Source organism: Streptomyces sp. 15-116A (assembly GCF_025290915.1).
Taxonomy (GTDB): Bacteria; Actinomycetota; Actinomycetes; order Streptomycetales; family Streptomycetaceae; genus Streptomyces.
Genome location: NZ_JAOCQE010000018.1, coordinates 20,370 through 37,606, shown reverse-complemented (window position 1 = coordinate 37,606; position 17,237 = coordinate 20,370). Strand labels below are relative to the sequence as shown.

Annotated in this window: 14 protein-coding genes; 5 read left to right on the top strand and 9 right to left on the bottom strand. The window is 71.8% G+C overall.

Going from position 1 to position 17,237, the window contains the following annotated elements; all coding sequences use genetic code 11:
* Nucleotides 1–170: 170 nt before the first annotated feature.
* Together N4P33_RS06065 and N4P33_RS06060 are read right to left on the bottom strand one after the other, a co-directional pair.
* Nucleotides 171–1,070, bottom strand: a complete 900-nt coding sequence (locus N4P33_RS06065) for an MBL fold metallo-hydrolase (RefSeq protein ID WP_260825239.1) — start codon at nucleotides 1,068–1,070, stop codon at nucleotides 171–173.
* A gap of 43 nt (nucleotides 1,071–1,113) precedes the next feature.
* Nucleotides 1,114–1,887, bottom strand: a complete 774-nt coding sequence (locus N4P33_RS06060; RefSeq protein WP_260825238.1) for a sulfite exporter TauE/SafE family protein — start codon at nucleotides 1,885–1,887, stop codon at nucleotides 1,114–1,116.
* A gap of 193 nt (nucleotides 1,888–2,080) precedes the next feature.
* On the opposite strand from N4P33_RS06060, the gene N4P33_RS06055 reads away from it, so the two are divergent.
* The 4 genes from N4P33_RS06055 to N4P33_RS06040 all read left to right on the top strand — a co-directional run bounded on the left by N4P33_RS06055 (nucleotide 2,081) and on the right by N4P33_RS06040 (nucleotide 5,215).
* A complete protein-coding gene (locus N4P33_RS06055) occupies nucleotides 2,081–2,761 on the top strand; it encodes a transcriptional regulator (RefSeq protein ID WP_260825237.1) in 681 nt (226 codons plus the stop codon).
* Between the two features lie 48 nt (nucleotides 2,762–2,809).
* Nucleotides 2,810–3,787, top strand: coding sequence for a threonine/serine dehydratase (locus tag N4P33_RS06050; protein ID WP_260825236.1), 978 nt, complete (start codon nucleotides 2,810–2,812; stop codon nucleotides 3,785–3,787).
* A gap of 132 nt (nucleotides 3,788–3,919) precedes the next feature.
* On the top strand, nucleotides 3,920–4,279 hold the full coding sequence (locus tag N4P33_RS06045) for a cupin domain-containing protein (protein ID WP_260825235.1): 360 nt from the start codon (nucleotides 3,920–3,922) through the stop codon (nucleotides 4,277–4,279).
* A 90-nt stretch (nucleotides 4,280–4,369) separates the two neighbouring features.
* Nucleotides 4,370–5,215 carry a class I SAM-dependent methyltransferase gene (locus N4P33_RS06040; protein WP_260825234.1) on the top strand — a complete coding sequence of 282 codons (846 nt, stop codon included), beginning with the start codon at nucleotides 4,370–4,372 and terminating at the stop codon, nucleotides 5,213–5,215.
* 12 nt (nucleotides 5,216–5,227) lie between these two features.
* On the opposite strand, the gene N4P33_RS06035 is transcribed toward N4P33_RS06040, so the two are convergent.
* Together N4P33_RS06035 and N4P33_RS06030 are read right to left on the bottom strand one after the other, a co-directional pair.
* A complete protein-coding gene (locus N4P33_RS06035; RefSeq protein ID WP_260825233.1) occupies nucleotides 5,228–6,589 on the bottom strand; it encodes a VWA domain-containing protein in 1,362 nt (453 codons plus the stop codon).
* On the bottom strand, nucleotides 6,586–7,443 hold the full coding sequence (locus N4P33_RS06030; protein ID WP_260825232.1) for a MoxR family ATPase: 858 nt from the start codon (nucleotides 7,441–7,443) through the stop codon (nucleotides 6,586–6,588). Before N4P33_RS06030 ends, N4P33_RS06035 begins: the two co-directional genes overlap by 4 nt.
* Before the next feature lie 267 nt (nucleotides 7,444–7,710).
* On the opposite strand from N4P33_RS06030, the gene N4P33_RS06025 reads away from it, so the two are divergent.
* On the top strand, nucleotides 7,711–10,731 hold the full coding sequence (locus N4P33_RS06025; RefSeq protein WP_260825253.1) for an alpha-L-rhamnosidase: 3,021 nt from the start codon (nucleotides 7,711–7,713) through the stop codon (nucleotides 10,729–10,731).
* Here N4P33_RS06025 and N4P33_RS06020 read toward each other — a convergent pair.
* The 5 genes from N4P33_RS06020 to N4P33_RS06000 form a co-directional block, all read right to left on the bottom strand.
* Entirely contained in the window at nucleotides 10,704–11,372 is a 669-nt protein-coding gene (locus tag N4P33_RS06020; protein WP_260825231.1) for an LUD domain-containing protein, read from the bottom strand. The genes N4P33_RS06025 and N4P33_RS06020 overlap by 28 nt on opposite strands.
* Nucleotides 11,369–12,856, bottom strand: a complete 1,488-nt coding sequence (locus tag N4P33_RS06015; RefSeq protein WP_260825230.1) for a LutB/LldF family L-lactate oxidation iron-sulfur protein — start codon at nucleotides 12,854–12,856, stop codon at nucleotides 11,369–11,371. Before N4P33_RS06015 ends, N4P33_RS06020 begins: the two co-directional genes overlap by 4 nt.
* On the bottom strand, nucleotides 12,853–13,608 hold the full coding sequence (locus tag N4P33_RS06010; RefSeq protein ID WP_260825229.1) for a (Fe-S)-binding protein: 756 nt from the start codon (nucleotides 13,606–13,608) through the stop codon (nucleotides 12,853–12,855). The genes N4P33_RS06015 and N4P33_RS06010 overlap by 4 nt, the downstream gene beginning before the upstream one ends.
* Nucleotides 13,609–13,681: 73 nt before the next feature.
* On the bottom strand, nucleotides 13,682–15,130 hold the full coding sequence (locus N4P33_RS06005) for a rhamnulokinase family protein (protein ID WP_260825227.1): 1,449 nt from the start codon (nucleotides 15,128–15,130) through the stop codon (nucleotides 13,682–13,684).
* Nucleotides 15,127–17,166 carry a bifunctional aldolase/short-chain dehydrogenase gene (locus N4P33_RS06000; RefSeq protein ID WP_260825226.1) on the bottom strand — a complete coding sequence of 680 codons (2,040 nt, stop codon included), beginning with the start codon at nucleotides 17,164–17,166 and terminating at the stop codon, nucleotides 15,127–15,129. Before N4P33_RS06000 ends, N4P33_RS06005 begins: the two co-directional genes overlap by 4 nt.
* Nucleotides 17,167–17,237: the final 71 nt, after the last annotated feature.

The window sequence follows — 17,237 nt, the reverse complement described above, 5'->3', positions numbered from 1 at the left end:
CACGCGGCGGGCGCGGACAGCGCCACATCGAGGAAGGCACCCCGCAGGACCGCGACGTCCTGGCCGTCCACCGGCGCGCCGGACACCCCGCCGCCGCGCTCGGGACGAACCGCCCACGGCAGTCCACACGATGGCGCAGGCAACTCTCGGCCGCGCCACTGGAGAGGCGGCTACGCGGCCCGGAAGAGCCCCTCCGCCACCTCCACGACCCGCCGCCCTTCGCTCAGCAGCCGCTCCAGATGCTGCACCGCGGTCCTGCGCTCCACCGGCCGCACATGCGCCCCCTCCACATGAGGCCGGTAGACCAGCCGGTGATCGACGATCTCCTCCACGGTCCGCGGCTCGCCCAGCAGCTCCAGCAGCACCGCGTCCCGCCGCTCCACCACGGCGGCGAACACGTCGAGCCGGCGCCGGAACTCCGCGCCGCCCTCGATCACACCCTTCTGATGCGACGTGCTGTACCACCGCGCGTCGATCTCCCGGCACCGGCGCATCGACGCCTCGAAGTCCTCGAGACTGCTGGACAGATCACCGTAGTAGGGCCCGAACGACGTCAGATCGATGTCGCCGACGAACAGGAAGCCCTCCGGCTCGATCAGAAAGCCGCAGTGGCCCGGAGTGTGCCCGGGAAGGTGCACGACGGTCGCGGTGCGCCCGCCCAGGTCGAACACGGCCCCGTCCTCGAACCCGGCCGCGTCCGGACGTCCGCGCACGTGGAAGTCCTCGCGCAACGACGCGTCGAACGCTTCGACCGCGTCGGGCGGGAGCCCGTACCCGGCGACCAGCACCTCGCGCGAGCGCAGCGCGGCCAGGTCGCCGTCATGGACGTGCACGGGCACGTCGTAGCTGCCCAGACCGGCGATGTGATCCTCGTGCGCGTGGCTGACGAGCACCAGGTCCGCCGGCGGCGCCCCGTCGACGAGCGACAGCGACGGATCGACGACCAGCGACGCCTCCGACCCATGCACGAGCAGGGAGTTGGCGTACGGATAGGCCCCCTGCCGAGCCCCGACCAGCACACGCACCTCGCCGTACGGCACCACCGTGCAGTTCTCCCCGCGTACGTCCACGCCTCCCGACCCTACCGGCCGGCTCCCCACGGGCCGCCGGGGATCAGCGCAGGACGAGCTGCACGATGGCGACGGTGCCGACGGCCACGATGAACGCGCGCAGGGCGGGCGCGGGGAGCCGTCGGCCCACCTTCGCGCCGAGCTGGCCGCCGATCGCCGAGCCGACGGCGATGAGGAGGACGGCGGTCCAGTCGAAGTCGGCGACGAACAGGAAGAACAGCGCCGCGATGGTGTTCACGACGGCGGCGAGGACGTTCTTGACCGCGTTGAGGCGTTGCAGCGTGTCGTCGAGCAGCATGCCCATGAGGGACAGATAGATGATCCCCTGCGCTGCCGTGAAGTAGCCGCCGTAGACGCTGGCCAGCAGGAGGGACCCGAACAGGACGGGGCCGCCGTCGCTCCTGGCGTGCGTGCCCTCGCGCGTGCGGCGGCGCTGGACGGCCGCGGAGATGCGGGGCTGGAAGATCACGAGCACCAGGGCCAGTGCGACCAGTACGGGGACGATCGTCTCGAAGGCGGTCTCGGGAAGCATCAGCAGCAGCACCGCGCCGGCGAGTCCCCCGATGGCGGCGGCCACGCCGAGCCGCAGCACGAGGCGGCGCTGGCCCCTCAGCTCCTTGCGGTACCCGATGGCACCGCTGACCGAGCCGGGGATCAGCCCGAGGGCGTTGGACACCGTCGCGGTCACCGGGGGCAGTCCGGTGGCGAGCAGGACCGGGAACGTGATCAGCGTCCCCGAGCCGACGATCGTGTTGATGGTGCCGGCGCCGATTCCGGCAGCGAAGACCGCCAGTGCCTCCCAGATGGACAACGCCATCTCCTTTGCGTCGCGTGGTACGCCTCCCCGCCCTGCAGGTCGAGGGGCTGCACCGATCATGCACGAGCGCCCCGCGTGCCGGGCGCCGGGGGGTCGGTCGGACGTCCGGAGTGCTTCCCGGTGCGGATTCTGTACTCATCATCCAGAGCTTGGACGTATAGTCCAAGGAGATGTCCTCACGGAGGGAGTACCCATGGCGGCCGACGAGGCGCTCGGCGCGGAGCGGGACGCGATCCTCGGGGCGCTGAAGCCGCTGGTCGACGGCATCGCGGCCACCTTCGGGCCGGTCTGCGAGGTGGTGCTGCATGACTACCGCCGCCCGGAGGCGTCCGTGATCGCCGTGGCCGGATCGGTCACCGGGCGGGCGGTGGGCGGGGCGATGAGCGAGATCGGGATGCGGATGCTCGCCCGCGGCGACGAAGCGGCCGACGAGCTCAATCAGCTCACCCGCACCCGCACCGGCATGCTCGTGAAGTCCTCCACGATGCCGTTGCGCGATTCGACGGGCGCGGTCTTCGGCGCGCTGTGCGTGAACGTCGACGTCACCGCCGTCGGCCAGGTGCACACCCTGCTCGGCGCCCTCGCCGGACTCGACGCCGGCCCGGCCGAACCGCCGACGACGACGTTCGGCAACGACATCGGTTCGGTGGTCGACGCTGTCATCGACGCCCACGAGCTGCGCCGGCACCGCGGCTGGGCGCAGCTCGACCGCGCCGAACGGCTGCGGCTGTTCCGCGACCTGGACGCCGGCGGTGTCTTCGCCGTCCGGCGCTCGGTCGAGCAGGTCGCGGCCCGCCTCGGCATCTCCCGCGCGTCCGCCTACAGCTATCTCTCCCAGGCCAGGAACGAGGCGGAGACAGCGACGGAGCCGTAGCGCCGGACCCGAAACGCGCAACACCATCCCGACAACCCGGAGGCCCCCGTGACGACCACCACCCCACCGGTCACGCTCGACGACGTCCGCGCAGCCGCCGAGCGTCTCAAGGGCGTCGCCCACCGCACGCCGGTGCTGCGCTCGCGCACCCTGGACGCGCTCGCCGGCGCCGAGATCCACCTCAAGTGCGAGAACTTCCAGCGGGTCGGCGCCTTCAAGTTCCGCGGCGCGTACCACGCGGCCTCCCGGCTCACCCCCGAGCAGCTGTCCCGCGGCATCGCCGCCTACTCGTCCGGCAATCACGCCCAGGCCGTCGCGCTCGCCGCCCGCGAGCTCGGCACCACCGCCGTCATCGTCATGCCCGAGGACGCCCCGCCGTCGAAGCGGGCGGCCACCGAGGGCTACGGCGCCGAGATCGTCACCTACGACCGCTACAGCGGCGACCGCGTGGCCATCGCCGAGGCCCTCGCCGCCGAACGGGGCCTGACCCTCGTCCCGCCCTACGAGCATCCGCATGTCATCGCCGGCCAGGGCACGGCGGCCCTGGAACTCCTCGAAGACACAGGGGAGTTGGACGCCCTGCTGGCGCCGGTCGGTGGCGGGGGACTGATCGCCGGATGCGCCACCGCCGTCAAGGGGCTGCACCCCGCGGCCCGGGTGATCGGGGTCGAGCCGGAGGCCGGTGACGACACCAAGCGGTCGCTGGAGGCCGGACACCGGGTGAGCATCCCCGTGCCGCGCACCATCGCCGACGGGCAGGCCCTGCACACCCCGGGCGAACTGACCTTCTCCGTCAACCGGAGGCTGCTGGACGGGGTCGTGCTGGTCGGCGACGACGAGATCCGGGACGCGATGCGGTTCGCCTTCGAGCGCCTGAAGATCGTCCTCGAGCCGAGCGGTGCCACCCCGCTGGCCGCCCTGCTCACCGGCCGAGCGGGCCCGCTCCGGGGCCGGGTCGGGGCGATCCTCTCCGGCGGAAACATCGACGCCGGACGCTTCGCGCACCTCTGCGGCACCGGCGCCTGACGCACCCCTCGCCCGCCCGTCACCCGAATGGCGCCCCCGAGTGGCCGGACGGACGATGGAGTGGTGGGCCCGCCCCCGACCGGGCGCGGCCGGAGGGCCTGCCAGAAGGGTCCGCCGGAAGGGAGAGAGGCCATGCTGGAGGTCAAGACGCTGGACAAGCCGGACGAGCGGCGCGACTTCCCGAGGGGACACCTCGAAGCGGTCCACATGACGGGGCTGGACTTCGCCGTGGCCACCTTCGAACCGGGATGGCGCTGGTCGGAGTCCGTCGCACCCCTCGCGGGGACGGACAGCTGCGAGATCCACCACAACGGCTATGTGGTCCAGGGCCGCATGCGCATCCGCATGAACGACGGCTCCGAGGGCGAAGTCGGCCCCGGCGACGTCTTCGTCTGCCCGCCGGGCCACGACGCGTGGGTCGTCGGTGACGAGCAGGTCGTCGTGTACGACTTCGCGGGCGCCATGGCCACGTCGTACGCGAAGAAGGACTAGCGCGCGGACCCGGCAGGGAGTACGACGACAGGACACAAGGCTGGACCGCCGGCCGCCGAGGCCGTGCCGTGAACCGATCAAGGAGCGCTCATGGCCGACGTGAGTGACACGGCGGACGCCGACCGTGCCCTCAAGGACAAGCATCGCGCGATGTGGGCCCAGGGCGACTATCCGTCCGTAGCCGCCGACATCATCCCCGGGCTGGGCGAGGCCCTGGTCCGGGCGGCCGGGGTGAGCCCGGGGGACAGGGTGCTGGACGTGGCGGCGGGCACGGGAAACGCCGCGATTCCCGCGGCCCTGGCCGGGGCGGAGGTGGTGGCGTCCGATCTGACGCCCGAACTGCTGGAGACGGGGCGGCGGCTGGCCGAGGAGCGGGGCGCGAAGCTCCAGTGGCGGGAGGCCGACGCCGAGGCGCTGCCCTTCGACGACGCCTCCTTCGACGTCGTCCTGTCCTGCGTCGGCGTCATGTTCGCCCCGCACCACCAGGAAGCCGCCGGCGAACTGCTCCGGGTCTGCCGCCCGGGCGGCACCCTCGCCGTGCTCAGCTGGACCCCGGAGGGCTTCCTCGGCCGGATGCTGGCGACCATGAAGCCGTACGCACCCCCGCCCCCGCCGGGCGCGCAGCCGCCTCCGCTGTGGGGGGACGAGAACCACGTGCGGCAGCTCTTCGGCGACCGGATCACCGGCATCACGGCCGAGCGCCGCACAGTGGTGGTCGACCGTTTCTCCTCCCCGGAGGAGTTCCGGGACTACTTCAAGCAGCGCTACGGGCCGACGATCAGCGTCTACAAGGCGATCGGCGAGGACCCCGACCGTATCGCCGCGCTGGACCGGGAGCTGGCGGACCTGGCCCGCCGCCACGACCGGGGTTCCGGCGCGGGCGGCACGGTCATGGACTGGGAGTACCTGCTGTTCACCGCCCGCCGCGCGAGCTGACCGCCCGGCGCCTCACACCGGGAGCAGCCGTCCGACCAGGGTGCTCAACTGGCGTACGTTGCGACACTCGTGCATCTCCACCAGCTCGGCATACTCGGGCGCGGCCGAGTCGCCAGTGCCCCAGCGCGAGCGCCCCTCCGGATTGAGCCAGTACACGCGCCGGGCCCGGCCCGCCAGCTCGCGCACCGCAGGGAGGTTGGGATCGCCCATGTTGTTGCGGGCGTCGCCGAGCACGAACACTGTGGTGCGCGGGCCCACGGCGTCGGCGTAGCGCTCGGTGAACTCGCCCAGCGCGGCGCCGTAGTCGCTGCTGCCGTGCCAGCTGGTGAGCGTCGCCTCGCCCCGGATACGGGCACCGAGTCCCTCCGGGTCGGCGGCGCCGTGCACCAGCAGACCCGTCACCTCGTCGACGCGGTTGACGAAGGCGAACACCCGCACCTTGCTGAACTGGTCGTGCAGCGCCTGCACCAGCAGCATCGTGAAGTCCGAGAACCCCGACACCGAGCCGGACACATCGCACAGCAGCACCAGTTCCGGCCGGGCGGGCCTGCGCCGGCGCAGCACCGGACGCATCGGCACCCCGCCCGTCGACAGCGACCCGCGCAGCGTGCGCCTGAGATCGATGCTGCCGCGCGCGGCCCTGCGGCGGCGGGCGGCCAGCCGGGTCGCCAGCTTCCGCGCCAACGGCTGTACCGTCCTGCGCAGTTCGGCCAGCCGGTCCTTCCCCGCGAACAGGAAGTCCACCCGGTCGGCGGTGGGCGCCACCGCGCGCCGGGCGATCTCGTCCCGGCCCCGCCGCTCGGCCACCCGGCGCCTGGCCTCCGCGGCAACCATCCGCCGGAACTCCTCGATACGCCGCCGGATCTCGTCCTCCAGCAGCCGGTCGGCGAACCCGGTGGTCCCGTCCCGCGCCCGCACCTCGTCCCGGATGCGCGCGAGCAGCGTCTGCGGGCGCAGCCGGTCCAGGGTCTGGTACGACGACCAGCCGTCCGAGGCGGGTGAACTGCCGTAGCCGCCGAAGCCGTCGACGGCCTCGACCGCCAACCGGCCCATCAGCGCGGCGTCGTTGTCGGCGAGCGCGACCGCCAGCCGGTCACGCAGATCGTCCCGGTCGGCGGGCTCGCCGTCCGGCGCGCCGGCCCCGCGCGGGAAGTACAGGTCGAAGACCGCGTCGAACACGGACCGCCCGCCGGTCGTGTGCAGCAGGGTGGCCGCCAGGCCCTCCCGCAGCAGCTCCCGGTCGGCGAGGCCGAGCGCCTCCACCGCCCGCGCCGCGTCCACGGTCTCGCCGGTGCCGATGCGCAGCCCATGCGCGCGCAGCGCGTCGACCAGGCCGGTCAGACGGGCGGCGAGATCCGGAGCGGTGGTGCTCACACCGCGTCCAGGTCGAGCTTGGCCCCCGCCTTCAGGACGTCGTCCTGGTGCTTGAGGATCACACCCAGGGTGTCGTGCACGACCGTCTCGTCGAGCGTGCCGGCGCCGAGGGCCAGCAGGGTGCGGGCCCAGTCGATGGTCTCGGCGACGGACGGCACCTTCCGCAGATCCATCGCCCGCAGCGCGCCGACCACCCGGACGACGGACTCGGCGAGCGCCGCGTCGATCCCCGGCACCTTCAGCCGGACGATCCGCCGCTCCAACTCGGCGTCGGGGAACCCGAGATGCAGGAACAGACAGCGGCGGCGCAGCGCTTCGGACAGCTCGCGGGTGGCGTTGGAGGTGAGAACGACGAAGGGGCGGCGGGTCGCCGTCACCGTGCCCAGCTCGGGCACCGTCACCTGGAAGTCGCTGAGCACCTCGAGCAGCAGGCCCTCGACCTCGACGTCGGCCTTGTCCATCTCGTCGATCAGCAGGACCTTCGCCTCGTCGCCGCGGATGGCGGTCAGCAGCGGACGGGGCAGCAGGAACTCCTCGCTGAAGATGTCCGTGCGCGTCTCGTCCCAGCTCTCGTCCCGGCCGGCGCTGATGCGCAGCAACTGCTTGGCGTGATTCCACTCGTACAGGGCCCGGGACTCGTCGACGCCCTCGTAGCACTGGAGCCGGACCAGGCGAGCGCCGGCGACCCGGGCGACGGCCTTGGCGAGTTCGGTCTTGCCGACCCCGGCGGGCCCCTCCACCAGCAGCGGCTTGCCGAGCCGGTCGGCCAGGAAGACGGTGGTGGCGACCGCGGGGGAGGCCAGATAGCCGGTCTCGGCGAGGCGCGCGGAGACGTCGTCGACGGAAGTGAACATGACGCTATCTAAGCGCTTGCTCACCGTCTTAATCAATGGCCCGCTTTTGAAATGATTCAATCACCGTTTCAAAAGCTGTCGAAATACTTTCGCTCAATCCATGGACACCAGTCACAAGTCTCACTACCTTCACCGGCGATCGGACTGAATCGATACAACTCCACGGCCGAAAGGGATGAGGGCGTGAAGAACGGAGAGCACGACAAGCGCACCCCGGTACGACGCAGAACGGTCCTGGCCACCACACTCGGCGCACTGCCCGCGATCATGACGTACCAGGCCGGCCGCGCCACTCCGGCCGCCGCCGCGGCCGGTGACGGCACCTCGGTGACCGGTCTGACCGTGGAGCACCGCACCGACCCGCTCGGCATCGACGCGACCCGCCCCCGCTTCGGCTGGCGCACCGACTCCACGGTCCGCGGCCGCCGCCAGAGTGCGTACCGCGTCCTGGTGGCCACCACGCCGAGCCGGCTCACCCCCGGCCGCGCGGACGTCTGGGACAGCGGACGCGTCACCTCCCCGGACTCCGTCGCGGTGCCCTACGACGGCCCCGGGCTGCGCCCGAGCACCCGCTACCACTGGACGGTGACGGTCTGGGACGAACACGGCCGCCCCCGCACGCCCCGCGACACCGCCCACTTCGAGACCGGACTGCTCAGCACCGACGGCGTCACCCACTGGGACGGCGCCCGCTGGATCGGCATGGCCGGCAAGAAGCCGAACAGCGCCGGCGCCCCGTACCTGCGCCGCGAGGAGCCGCTGCGCCGCGGCCGGGTGCGCGAGGCCCGGCTGTACGTCTCGGCCCTCGGGGTGTACGACGCCTACATCAACGGACGCCGCGTCACCGTCCCGCACGACGGCGAACCCACCGTCGAACTGCTCACCCCGGGCTGGACCAACTACGACGCCCGGATCAGCTACCTCACCTACGACGTCACCGACCTGGTGGCGGCCGCACGCTCGCACGTCACCCTGGGCGCGGTGCTCGGCAACGGCTGGTACAACTGCCGTGTTTCGGAAGGGAGTACGTACTACTCGAAGGACGGCAACCCGCTCGCCCTCAAGGCCAAGCTGCTGATCCGCTACACCGATGGCGCCACCCAGACCGTCGTCACCGCGCCCGACGCCGGCTGGAAGGCCACCGACACCGGCCCCCACCGCGCCGACGACATCTACGACGGCGAGACCTACGACGCCCGCGAGGAGATGCCCGGCTGGTCGGCGAACGGCTACGACACCTCGGGCTGGGCCGACGTCACCGAACACGACCTCGCCGCCCGCTTCCCCGACGTGAAAACCGTCGCCTACCCGGGCGAGAGCGCCCGCATCGTGCCCGGCTGGGACCTGCGCCCCCGCTCCGTCACCGTCCACACCGGCGTCACCGGCGAGTCCGGCAGCCCCAACGGCAAGGGACGCGTCGTCGTGGACCCCGGCCGCACCGTCACCGATCCCCGCCGCGCCGCCACCGCACGGGTGACCCTCCGCCCCGGCGAGACCGCCGTCCTCGACCTCGGCCAGAACATGGTCGGCGTCCCCCGCTACAGCCTGCGCGGCTCCGCCGGCGCCGAAGTCACCTTCCGCTTCGGCGAGATGCTCAACGACGACAGCGCCGGCGCCGACGGCCCCGTGGGATCCGTCTACCGCGCCAACCTGCGCTCCGCCAAGGCGACCAGCACCTACGTCCTCAGGGGCGACCCGAAGGGCGAGACCCACCAGGACTCTCTGACCTTCTACGGCTTCCGCTACGTCTCCGTCACCACCAGCCGGGAGATCACCCTCACCGGCTTCACCGGACGCGTCGCCACCTCCGCCCTGCGCGACATCGGCACCGTCACGACGGACGACGACAAGGTCAACCAGCTCATCAGCAACGTCCGTTGGGGACAGCGCGGCAACTACCTGTGGGTCCCGACCGACTGCCCCCAGCGCGACGAACGCCTCGGCTGGACCGGCGACACCCAGGTCTTCTGCGCCACCGGCCTGTACAACACCGACGCGACCGGGTTCCTGAGCCACTTCCAGGAGAACCTGATCGACTCCCAGCGCATCTACGGCGTCGACGGCGCCCAGTTCACGGCGGTGTCACCGGGCAACCGCTACAACGCCGCCGCCCCGGTGAGCGGTTGGGCCGACTGCGGAGTCGTCGTCCCCTGGACGCTGTGGCAGATGACCGGCGACCGGACCGTCGTCGACCGCAGCTGGGAGGCCATGACCACGTACATCGACTGGATCCGCCGCCGCAGCGCCGACGGGTACACCGGCCAGGGCGCCCTGTTCGCCGACTGGCTGGCCCCGCAGAGCACCGGCACCCAGCTCATGAGCGACGTCTACTACGGCTACAGCGTGCGCCTGATGGCCCACATGGCCCGCGCGACCGGACGTACGGCCGAGGCGGAGACGTACGACAAGCTCTTCGCGGGCATCAAGCGGACGTTCATGAGCACCTACCTCAAAACCGACGACGGCACGGTCACCGTCCGCTCCAGCCTCGGCGGCAAACCCATCAACGGCCCCGATCCCGAGGACGACAGCCAGACCGCCCTGCTGTGGGTCCTCAAGCTCGGCCTCTACGACACCGAGGCGCAGCGCCGCCGCCTGGTCGAGCTGCTGGCCCGGAACATCAGCAACGACGCCGCCTACAAGGAGGCCCACCCGGACAGCACCCGCGTGCAGTACGCCGAGAACACCCTGTCCGTCGGCTTCCTCGGCGTGAACGTCCTCGCCCCCGTCCTCACCGACGAGGGCCGCGCCGACCTCGCCTACCAGCTGCTCCACCAGAACGCCATGCCGTCCTGGCTGTACTCCGTCGACAACGGCGCCACCACCATCTGGGAGCGCTGGAACTCGTACTCGAAGGAGGACGGTTTCGGGCCGGTCGAGATGAACTCGTTCAACCACTACGCCTACGGAGCCGTCATGGAGTGGATGTACGAGTCCATGGCCGGCATCGCCCGCGACCCCGACCACCCGGGCTTCCGGCACTTCTTCCTGCGCCCGCACACCGACCCGACCGGCCGCATCAAGCACGTCACCGGCAGCCATCTCTCGCCGTACGGCGAGATCCGCAGCGAGTGGAGGCTGAGCGGCCGCACCCTGTCCTACCGGGCGCGGGTCCCGGCCAACACCATCGCGACCCTGCGCATCCCGGCCGCCGAGCCGTCCGCCGTCCGCGCGGGCCGCACCCCGCTGGACCGCGTCGACCAGGTGAAGCCCCTGGGCTTCGAGGACGGCACCGCGTCGTACAAGCTCCCCTCGGGCCGCTACGAACTGACCGTGTCCCTCGGCTGACCCTCCACCAGCACCACCTCCAGGGTGCGCGGACCGTGCACCCCCTCGACCCGGTCCAGCTCGATGTCGCTGGTCGCCGAAGGACCGGAGATCCATGTCAACGGGCGGGCCGGGTCGAGGCGTTCGAGTGCCCGGGGGACGGACGAGACGACCTGGTCCGGCACCCGGACGACACAGATGTGGTGGTCGGGGACCAGCGTGATGCGGCGGCGGCCCTGGTCGGGGGAGCCGTCCAGGACGATGGTGCCGGTCTCGGCGATCGCGACCGCGCAGGCGGTCACCACGCTGTCCACCCGGTCCAGTTCGTGCGCGGTGTTCTCCGCCCGGTCCGCCACTCGGGCCACGTCCGTCTCCGCCAGCCAGCCCTCGTCCAGCCCCGGCGGGACCACCACCGACGTGGCGCCACGGGCCCGCAGCAGCCCCGCGATCGTCCCGGCCAGCGCGTCGGCGCCGGTGCGGTGCACGATCGCGCGGTAGTCGGCCAGGTTCTCGGCGAGGAGCTCGACCGTCTCCTCGGCGGTCCGCTCACCGTGCTCGCGCAGATAGTCGCGGGCGACCGCCTGCTCGTAGGGCGTGTCGTCCCGTGGTACGTCGGCGAGGGCGCGCCGTACGCGGCCCAGGATCCGTTCCCTGCCGCTCACTTCGTCTCGTCCTTTCCGCCGCGCGTACGCTGCCACCAGTCACGGAACGGCTCCGCCGGCACCGGCGGCAGATCCCGCGTCCCGCTCCACGCCCTGCCCGGACCCGGCAGGGTGCGCGGGTGCAGACGGCGGGTGCGGGAGGCGAGCCGCTGACCGGAGCGCAGCGCCCCGGGCCGGCTGAACGCCCAGCGGGCGGCGCGCATCGCCGCGCGCTCGGCGGCATGCCCCTTCGCGGGCCGCAGCACCACCTTGTTGCCCTCACGCGTCACCGGCCCGCCCTCCACGACCCGTTCCCGCAGATGCACCAGCACCTCGGGGATGTCGATGGCGACCGGGCACACCTCGTAGCAGGCCCCGCACAGACTCGACGCGTACGGCAGCGAGGCGTCGATCTCGCTCGCCGTGCCCCGGAGTTGAGGGCTGAGGATGGCTCCGATCGGACCGGGGTAGACCGAGCCGTAGGCGTGTCCGCCGGCCCGCTCGTACACCGGGCAGACGTTCAGGCACGCCGAGCAGCGGATGCAGCGCAGGGCCTGCCGGCCCACCTCGTCGGCGAGGGTGTCGGTGCGGCCGTTGTCGAGCAGCACCAGATGGAAGGTCCGCGGACCGTCGGCCGCCTCGGCATCGGTCGTGCCGGTCCAGGTCGACGTGTACGGGTTCATGCGCTCGGCCGTCGAGGAGCGGGGCAGGGACTGCAGGAACACCTCCAGGTCCCGCCAGGTCGGCACGATCTTCTCGATGCCGACGACCGAGATCAGCGTCTCGGGCAGCGTCAGGCACATCCGCCCGTTGCCCTCGGACTCCACCACCACCAGCGTGCCCGTCTCGGCGACCATGAAGTTGGCGCCGGAGATCCCGACCTTGGCGCGCAGGAACTTCTCCCGCAGATGCAGCCGGGCCGCCTCGGCGAGCTCGGCGGGGGAGTCGGTGAGACCCTCCGGGGCGGGGCGGCCCCACTCGCTCATCTCGCGGGCGAAGATCTCCCTGATCTCCCCGCGGTTGCGGTGGATCGCCGGGACCAGGATGTGCGAGGGCCGGTCCTGGCCCAACTGCACGATCAGCTCGGCCAGATCGGTCTCGTAGGCGCGGATGCCCTCCGCCTCCAGGGCCTCGTTGAGCCCGATCTCCTGCGTGGCCATCGACTTGACCTTGACGACCTCCGACTCGCCGGTCTCCTTCACGAGCCGGGCCACGATCCGGTTGGCCTCCTCGGCGTCCGCCGCCCAGTGCACGATGCCGCCCGCGGCCGTGACCGACTCCTCCAACTGCACCAGATAGCGGTCCAGATGACGCAGCGTATGGTCCTTGATCCGCTTCCCGGCCTCCCGCAGCTGCGCCCAGTCGGCCACCTCCGCGACCGCCTTCTCCCGCTTGCCGCGGATCGTGTGCGTGGCATGCCGTAGATTGCCGCGCAGGGTGGTGTCCCGCACGGCGTCGTGCGCGGCCCGCGGAAACGCGGGCATCCCGACGAACGTCCCGCTCATACGGCCGGCTCCTCCTCCGTGCTCGCCAGGATCTCCGCGATGTGCACCGGCCGCATCCCGGTCCTCAGCCTGCTCATCGTGCCCCCGATGTGCATCAGACAGGAGTTGTCCGCCGCGCACAGCACCTCCGCGCCGGTCGACGCCGCGTTGCGCACCTTGTCGGCGCCCATCGCGGCGGAGACGTCGGCGTTCTTCACCGCGAACGTGCCGCCGAAGCCGCAGCACTCCTCCGCCCCCGGCAACTCGACCAGTTCCAGCCCCTTCACGGCCCTCAGCAGCCGCAGCGGCCGGTCACCGAGACCGAGACTCCGCAGCCCGTGACAGGTCGGGTGATAGGTCACCGTGTGCGGGTAGTACGCCCCGACGTCCGTCACCCCCAGCACGTCCACCAGGAACTCGGTCAGCTCGTACGTCTTCGGCACCACGGGCGCCAGCGTCGCGGCCAGCGTGCCGCCGCGCCCCTCCGCCCGCGCCCGCTCACCCATCCGCGGATACAGCTCCCGCACCATCGCCCCGCACGAACCGGACGGCGTCACGATCGCCTCGTAGTCCCGGAAGACCTCGGCGAACCGCTCGGCCAGCGGCTCCGCCTCGTGCCGGTACCCCGTGTTGTAGTGGGCCTGCCCGCAACAGGTCTGGGCCATCGGGAAGTCGACCTCCACGCCCAGCCTGGTCAGCAGCCTCACCACGGCGCGCCCGGTGTCCGGATACAGCGTGTCGTTGACACAGGTCAGGAACAGGGCGACACGCATCGCGGCTCCTAGGGGAATCGATCATCGGGTCACTGCAGGTTAGTGCGCGGTCCCGCGCCGGGGGAGACCCCGCTCAGGGCCGGGCGAGCCGGGCCTGAGCGGCCTCCCAGCGCTGGGTGCCGCCGCGCGGCTCGTACCGGGTCAGCAGCTGCGTACGGGTGAGCAGGCGCCGCATGCCGGCCAGGTCGCCCACCAGTCCGTGCGCGCGTGCCTGCACCAGCACATTGCCCAGCGCCGCCGCCTCCGTCGGCCCGGCGACCACCGGCAGCCCGCAGGCGTCTGCGGTCAGCTGGCACAGCAGGGCGTTGCGGGTGCCGCCGCCGACGACATGCACCACGTCCACCGGATGCCCGGCGAGCCGCTGGGCGTCCAGCACGGCCCTGCGATGGGCCAGCGCCAGCGAGTCGAGGATGCACCGGGTGATCTCGGCGGGGGAGTGGGGCACCGGCTGCGCGGAATCCCGGCACGCGGCGGCGATCCGCTCGGGCATCCGCCCCGGCGTGAGAAACGCCGCGTCCCCGGCGTCCACCACCGACCGCAGCGCCGGCACCTTCGCCGCCTCCCGCAGCAGCTCGCCCAGATCCGGCTCACCCCAGGCCCGTACGCACTCCTGGAGCAGCCACAGCCCCATGATGTTCCGCAGATAGCGGACCGTGCCGTCCAGCCCGAGCTCGTTGGTGAAGTTGGCGGCCCGGCTCTCCTCCGTCAGCACCGGCGCGTCCAGCTCCAGACCCGCCAGCGACCAGGTGCCGGTGCAGATGTACGCGAACCGCTCACCGCCCGCGGGTACCGCCGCCACGGCCGAGGCGGTGTCGTGCGACCCGACCGCCGTCACCGGCACCGGCCCGGCGAGCCCCGTCTCCTCCAGCACCTCGGGCCGCAGCACTCCGGCCCGGTCCCCCGGCTGCCGCAAGGGCGCGAACAGGCCGAGATCGATACCCAGCCGCTCGGCGACACCGCGCGCCCAGTCCCGGGCGCGCGGGTCGATCAACTGCGTGGTCGAGGCATTCGTCAGCTCCGTGCCCTGCTCACCCGTCAGCCAGTACGTCAGCAGATCCGGAATCAGCAACAGCCGCTCTGCCGAAGCCAGTTGAGCCGAACCCTGAGCGGCCGTCAGCTGGTACAGCGTGTTGAACGGCGCGTACTGCAACCCGGTCGCGGCGTACAGCTCCTCGGCCGGCACACTCGCCCACACCTTCTCCGCGACGCCCTCGGTGCGCGCGTCGCGGTAGTGCACGGGGTTGCCGAGCAGCGCCCCGTCCGCGTCCAGCAGCCCGTAGTCCACCGCCCAGCTGTCGATCCCCACGGAATCGACCGCCCCGGCCGCGCGCAGCCCGTCCAGCACCCCCGCGTACAGTCCGAGGATGTCCCACCGCAGCCCCTCCGGAACCCGCACCGGGCGGTTGGGAAAACGGTGCACCTCCGCCAGCTCCAGGCTGTGGGGGCCGACGCGGCCGACCATGACACGCCCGCTGGACGCGCCGAGGTCGACCGCGGCGTACGCCTTCGTGCTCACGCTCATCGCAGGAAGGCCGCGGCGACGCCGGCGTCGACCGGGACGTGCAGGCCGGTGGTGTGCGTGAGCTCCCCGCCGGTCAGCGCGAACACGGCGTTCGCCACATGCTCGGGCAGCACCTCCCGCTTCAGCAGCGTCCGCTGCGCGTAGAACTCGCCCAGCTTCTCCTCCGGCACCCCGTACACGGCCGCGCGCTGAGCGCCCCAGCCGCCCGCGAAGATCCCGGAACCGCGCACCACACCGTCCGGGTTGACCCCGTTGACCCGGATCCCGTGCTCACCCAACTCGGCTGCCAGCAGTCGCACTTGATGGGCCTGATCGGCCTTCGTGGCGGAATAGGCGATGTTGTTCGGCCCGGCGAAGACGGCGTTCTTCGACGCGATGTAGACGATGTCACCGCCCAGCCCCTGGGCGATCATGATGCGCGCGGCCTCCCGCGACACCAGGAAGGACCCGCGGGCCATGATGTCGTGCTGGAGGTCCCAGTCCTTCGCGGTCGTCTCCAGCAGCGGCTTGGACACCGAGATCCCGGCGTTGTTGACCACCAGATCCACCCCGCCGAAGGCGAGCACGGCCTCCCGGAACGCCTCGGCGATCTGCTCCTCGCTCGTCACGTCCACGGTCACGGCGACAGCCTTGTCCGGCCCGCCCAGCTCATCGGCGACGGCGGCCGCGTTCTCCCCGTTCAGATCGGCCACGACGACACAGGCGCCCTCGCCGGCCAGCCGCTCGGCGATCGCCTTGCCGATCCCGCTCCCTGCCCCGGTCACCAGCGCCACCCGCGTGGCCAGCGCCTTCGGCTTCGGCATCCGCCGGAGCTTGGCCTCCTCCAGCGCCCAGTACTCGATGCGGAACTTCTCCGACTCCTCGATCGGCGCATACGTGGAGACCGCCTCGGCCCCCCGCATCACATTGATCGCGTTGACGTAGAACTCGCCGGCCACCCGTGCGGTCTGCTTGTCCTTGCCGAAGCTGAACATGCCCACCCCGGGCACGAGCACGATCGCGGGGTCGGCACCGCGCATGGCGGGGGAGTCCGGCTCGGCATGCCGCTGATAGTAGGCGGCGTACTCCTCCCGGTAGGCGGCGTGCAGCTCCTTCAGCCGGGCGACGGCCTCGTCCAGCGGCGCGGTCGGCGGCAGATCCAGCACCAGCGGACGGACCTTGGTGCGCAGGAAGTGATCCGGGCACGAGGTCCCCAGCGCGGCCAGCCGCGGATGCTCGGCACGGGCCAGGAAGTCCAGCACCACGTCACTGTCGTCGAAGTGCCCGACCTGCGCCCGGTCCTGCGAGGCGACCGCGCGCACGAACGGCGCCAGAGCCGCCGCCCGCTCCCGCCGCGCACCCTCGTCCAGCGGCTCGTATCCGTCGATCACCGGCCCGAACGGCTCGGCTGTGCCTCGCTCCTCCAGGAACTTCTCCGCGGTACGGATGATGTACAGCGAGTTCCGCTCGCATTCCTCGGACGTGTCCCCCCAGGCGGTGATCCCATGCCCGCCGAGAATGCACCCGACGGCCTGCGGGTTGGCGGCCTTCACCGCGGCGATGTCCAGCCCCAGCTGGAACCCGGGCCGCCGCCACGGCACCCACACCACACGGTCCCCGAAACACTCGGCGGTCAGCTTCTCCCCGTCGGCGGCACAGGCGAGCGCGATCCCGGAATCGGGGTGCAGATGATCCACGTGCGCGGCGTCGACGAGCCCGTGCATCGCCGTGTCGATCGAAGGCGCGGCACCCCCCTTGCCGTGCAGGCAGTAGTCGAACGCGGCGACCATCTCGTCCTCGCGCTCGACGCCTGGATAGACCTCTTTGAGCGCCCGCAGCCGATCCAGCCGCAACACGGCCAGCCCTGCCTCGGTCAACGTCCCGAGATCCCCGCCGGACCCTTTGACCCACATCAGCTCCACATCACCGCCGGTGACGGGATCGACATCGGTCCCTTTGGCGGAGGTGTTTCCCCCGGCGTAGTTCGTATTGCGCGGATCGCCACCAAGCCGATGAGACCGAGCGAGCAGAGCAGCAGCTTCGGGATGAACAGCCATGTTTCCGGTTCCTTTTGAAACGAGGGGCAATTGGACCTACCTGAAGGGGCGCGGGGAACTGCGCGATCAAC

Bases quoted from the DNA above. Each gene is read 5' to 3' on its own strand.
- N4P33_RS06060 (WP_260825238.1), bottom strand. From the start codon at position 1,887: ATGGCGTTGTCCATCTGGGAGGCACTGGCGGTCTTCGCTGCCGGAATC.
- N4P33_RS06055 (WP_260825237.1), top strand. From the start codon at position 2,081: ATGGCGGCCGACGAGGCGCTCGGCGCGGAGCGGGACGCGATCCTCGGG.
- N4P33_RS06045 (WP_260825235.1), top strand. From the start codon at position 3,920: ATGCTGGAGGTCAAGACGCTGGACAAGCCGGACGAGCGGCGCGACTTC.
- N4P33_RS06040 (WP_260825234.1), top strand. From the start codon at position 4,370: ATGGCCGACGTGAGTGACACGGCGGACGCCGACCGTGCCCTCAAGGAC.
- N4P33_RS06030 (WP_260825232.1), bottom strand. From the start codon at position 7,443: ATGTTCACTTCCGTCGACGACGTCTCCGCGCGCCTCGCCGAGACCGGC.
- N4P33_RS06025 (WP_260825253.1), top strand. From the start codon at position 7,711: ATGACGTACCAGGCCGGCCGCGCCACTCCGGCCGCCGCCGCGGCCGGT.
- N4P33_RS06015 (WP_260825230.1), bottom strand. From the start codon at position 12,856: ATGAGCGGGACGTTCGTCGGGATGCCCGCGTTTCCGCGGGCCGCGCAC.
- N4P33_RS06010 (WP_260825229.1), bottom strand. From the start codon at position 13,608: ATGCGTGTCGCCCTGTTCCTGACCTGTGTCAACGACACGCTGTATCCG.
- N4P33_RS06005 (WP_260825227.1), bottom strand. From the start codon at position 15,130: ATGAGCGTGAGCACGAAGGCGTACGCCGCGGTCGACCTCGGCGCGTCC.
- N4P33_RS06000 (WP_260825226.1), bottom strand. From the start codon at position 17,166: ATGGCTGTTCATCCCGAAGCTGCTGCTCTGCTCGCTCGGTCTCATCGG.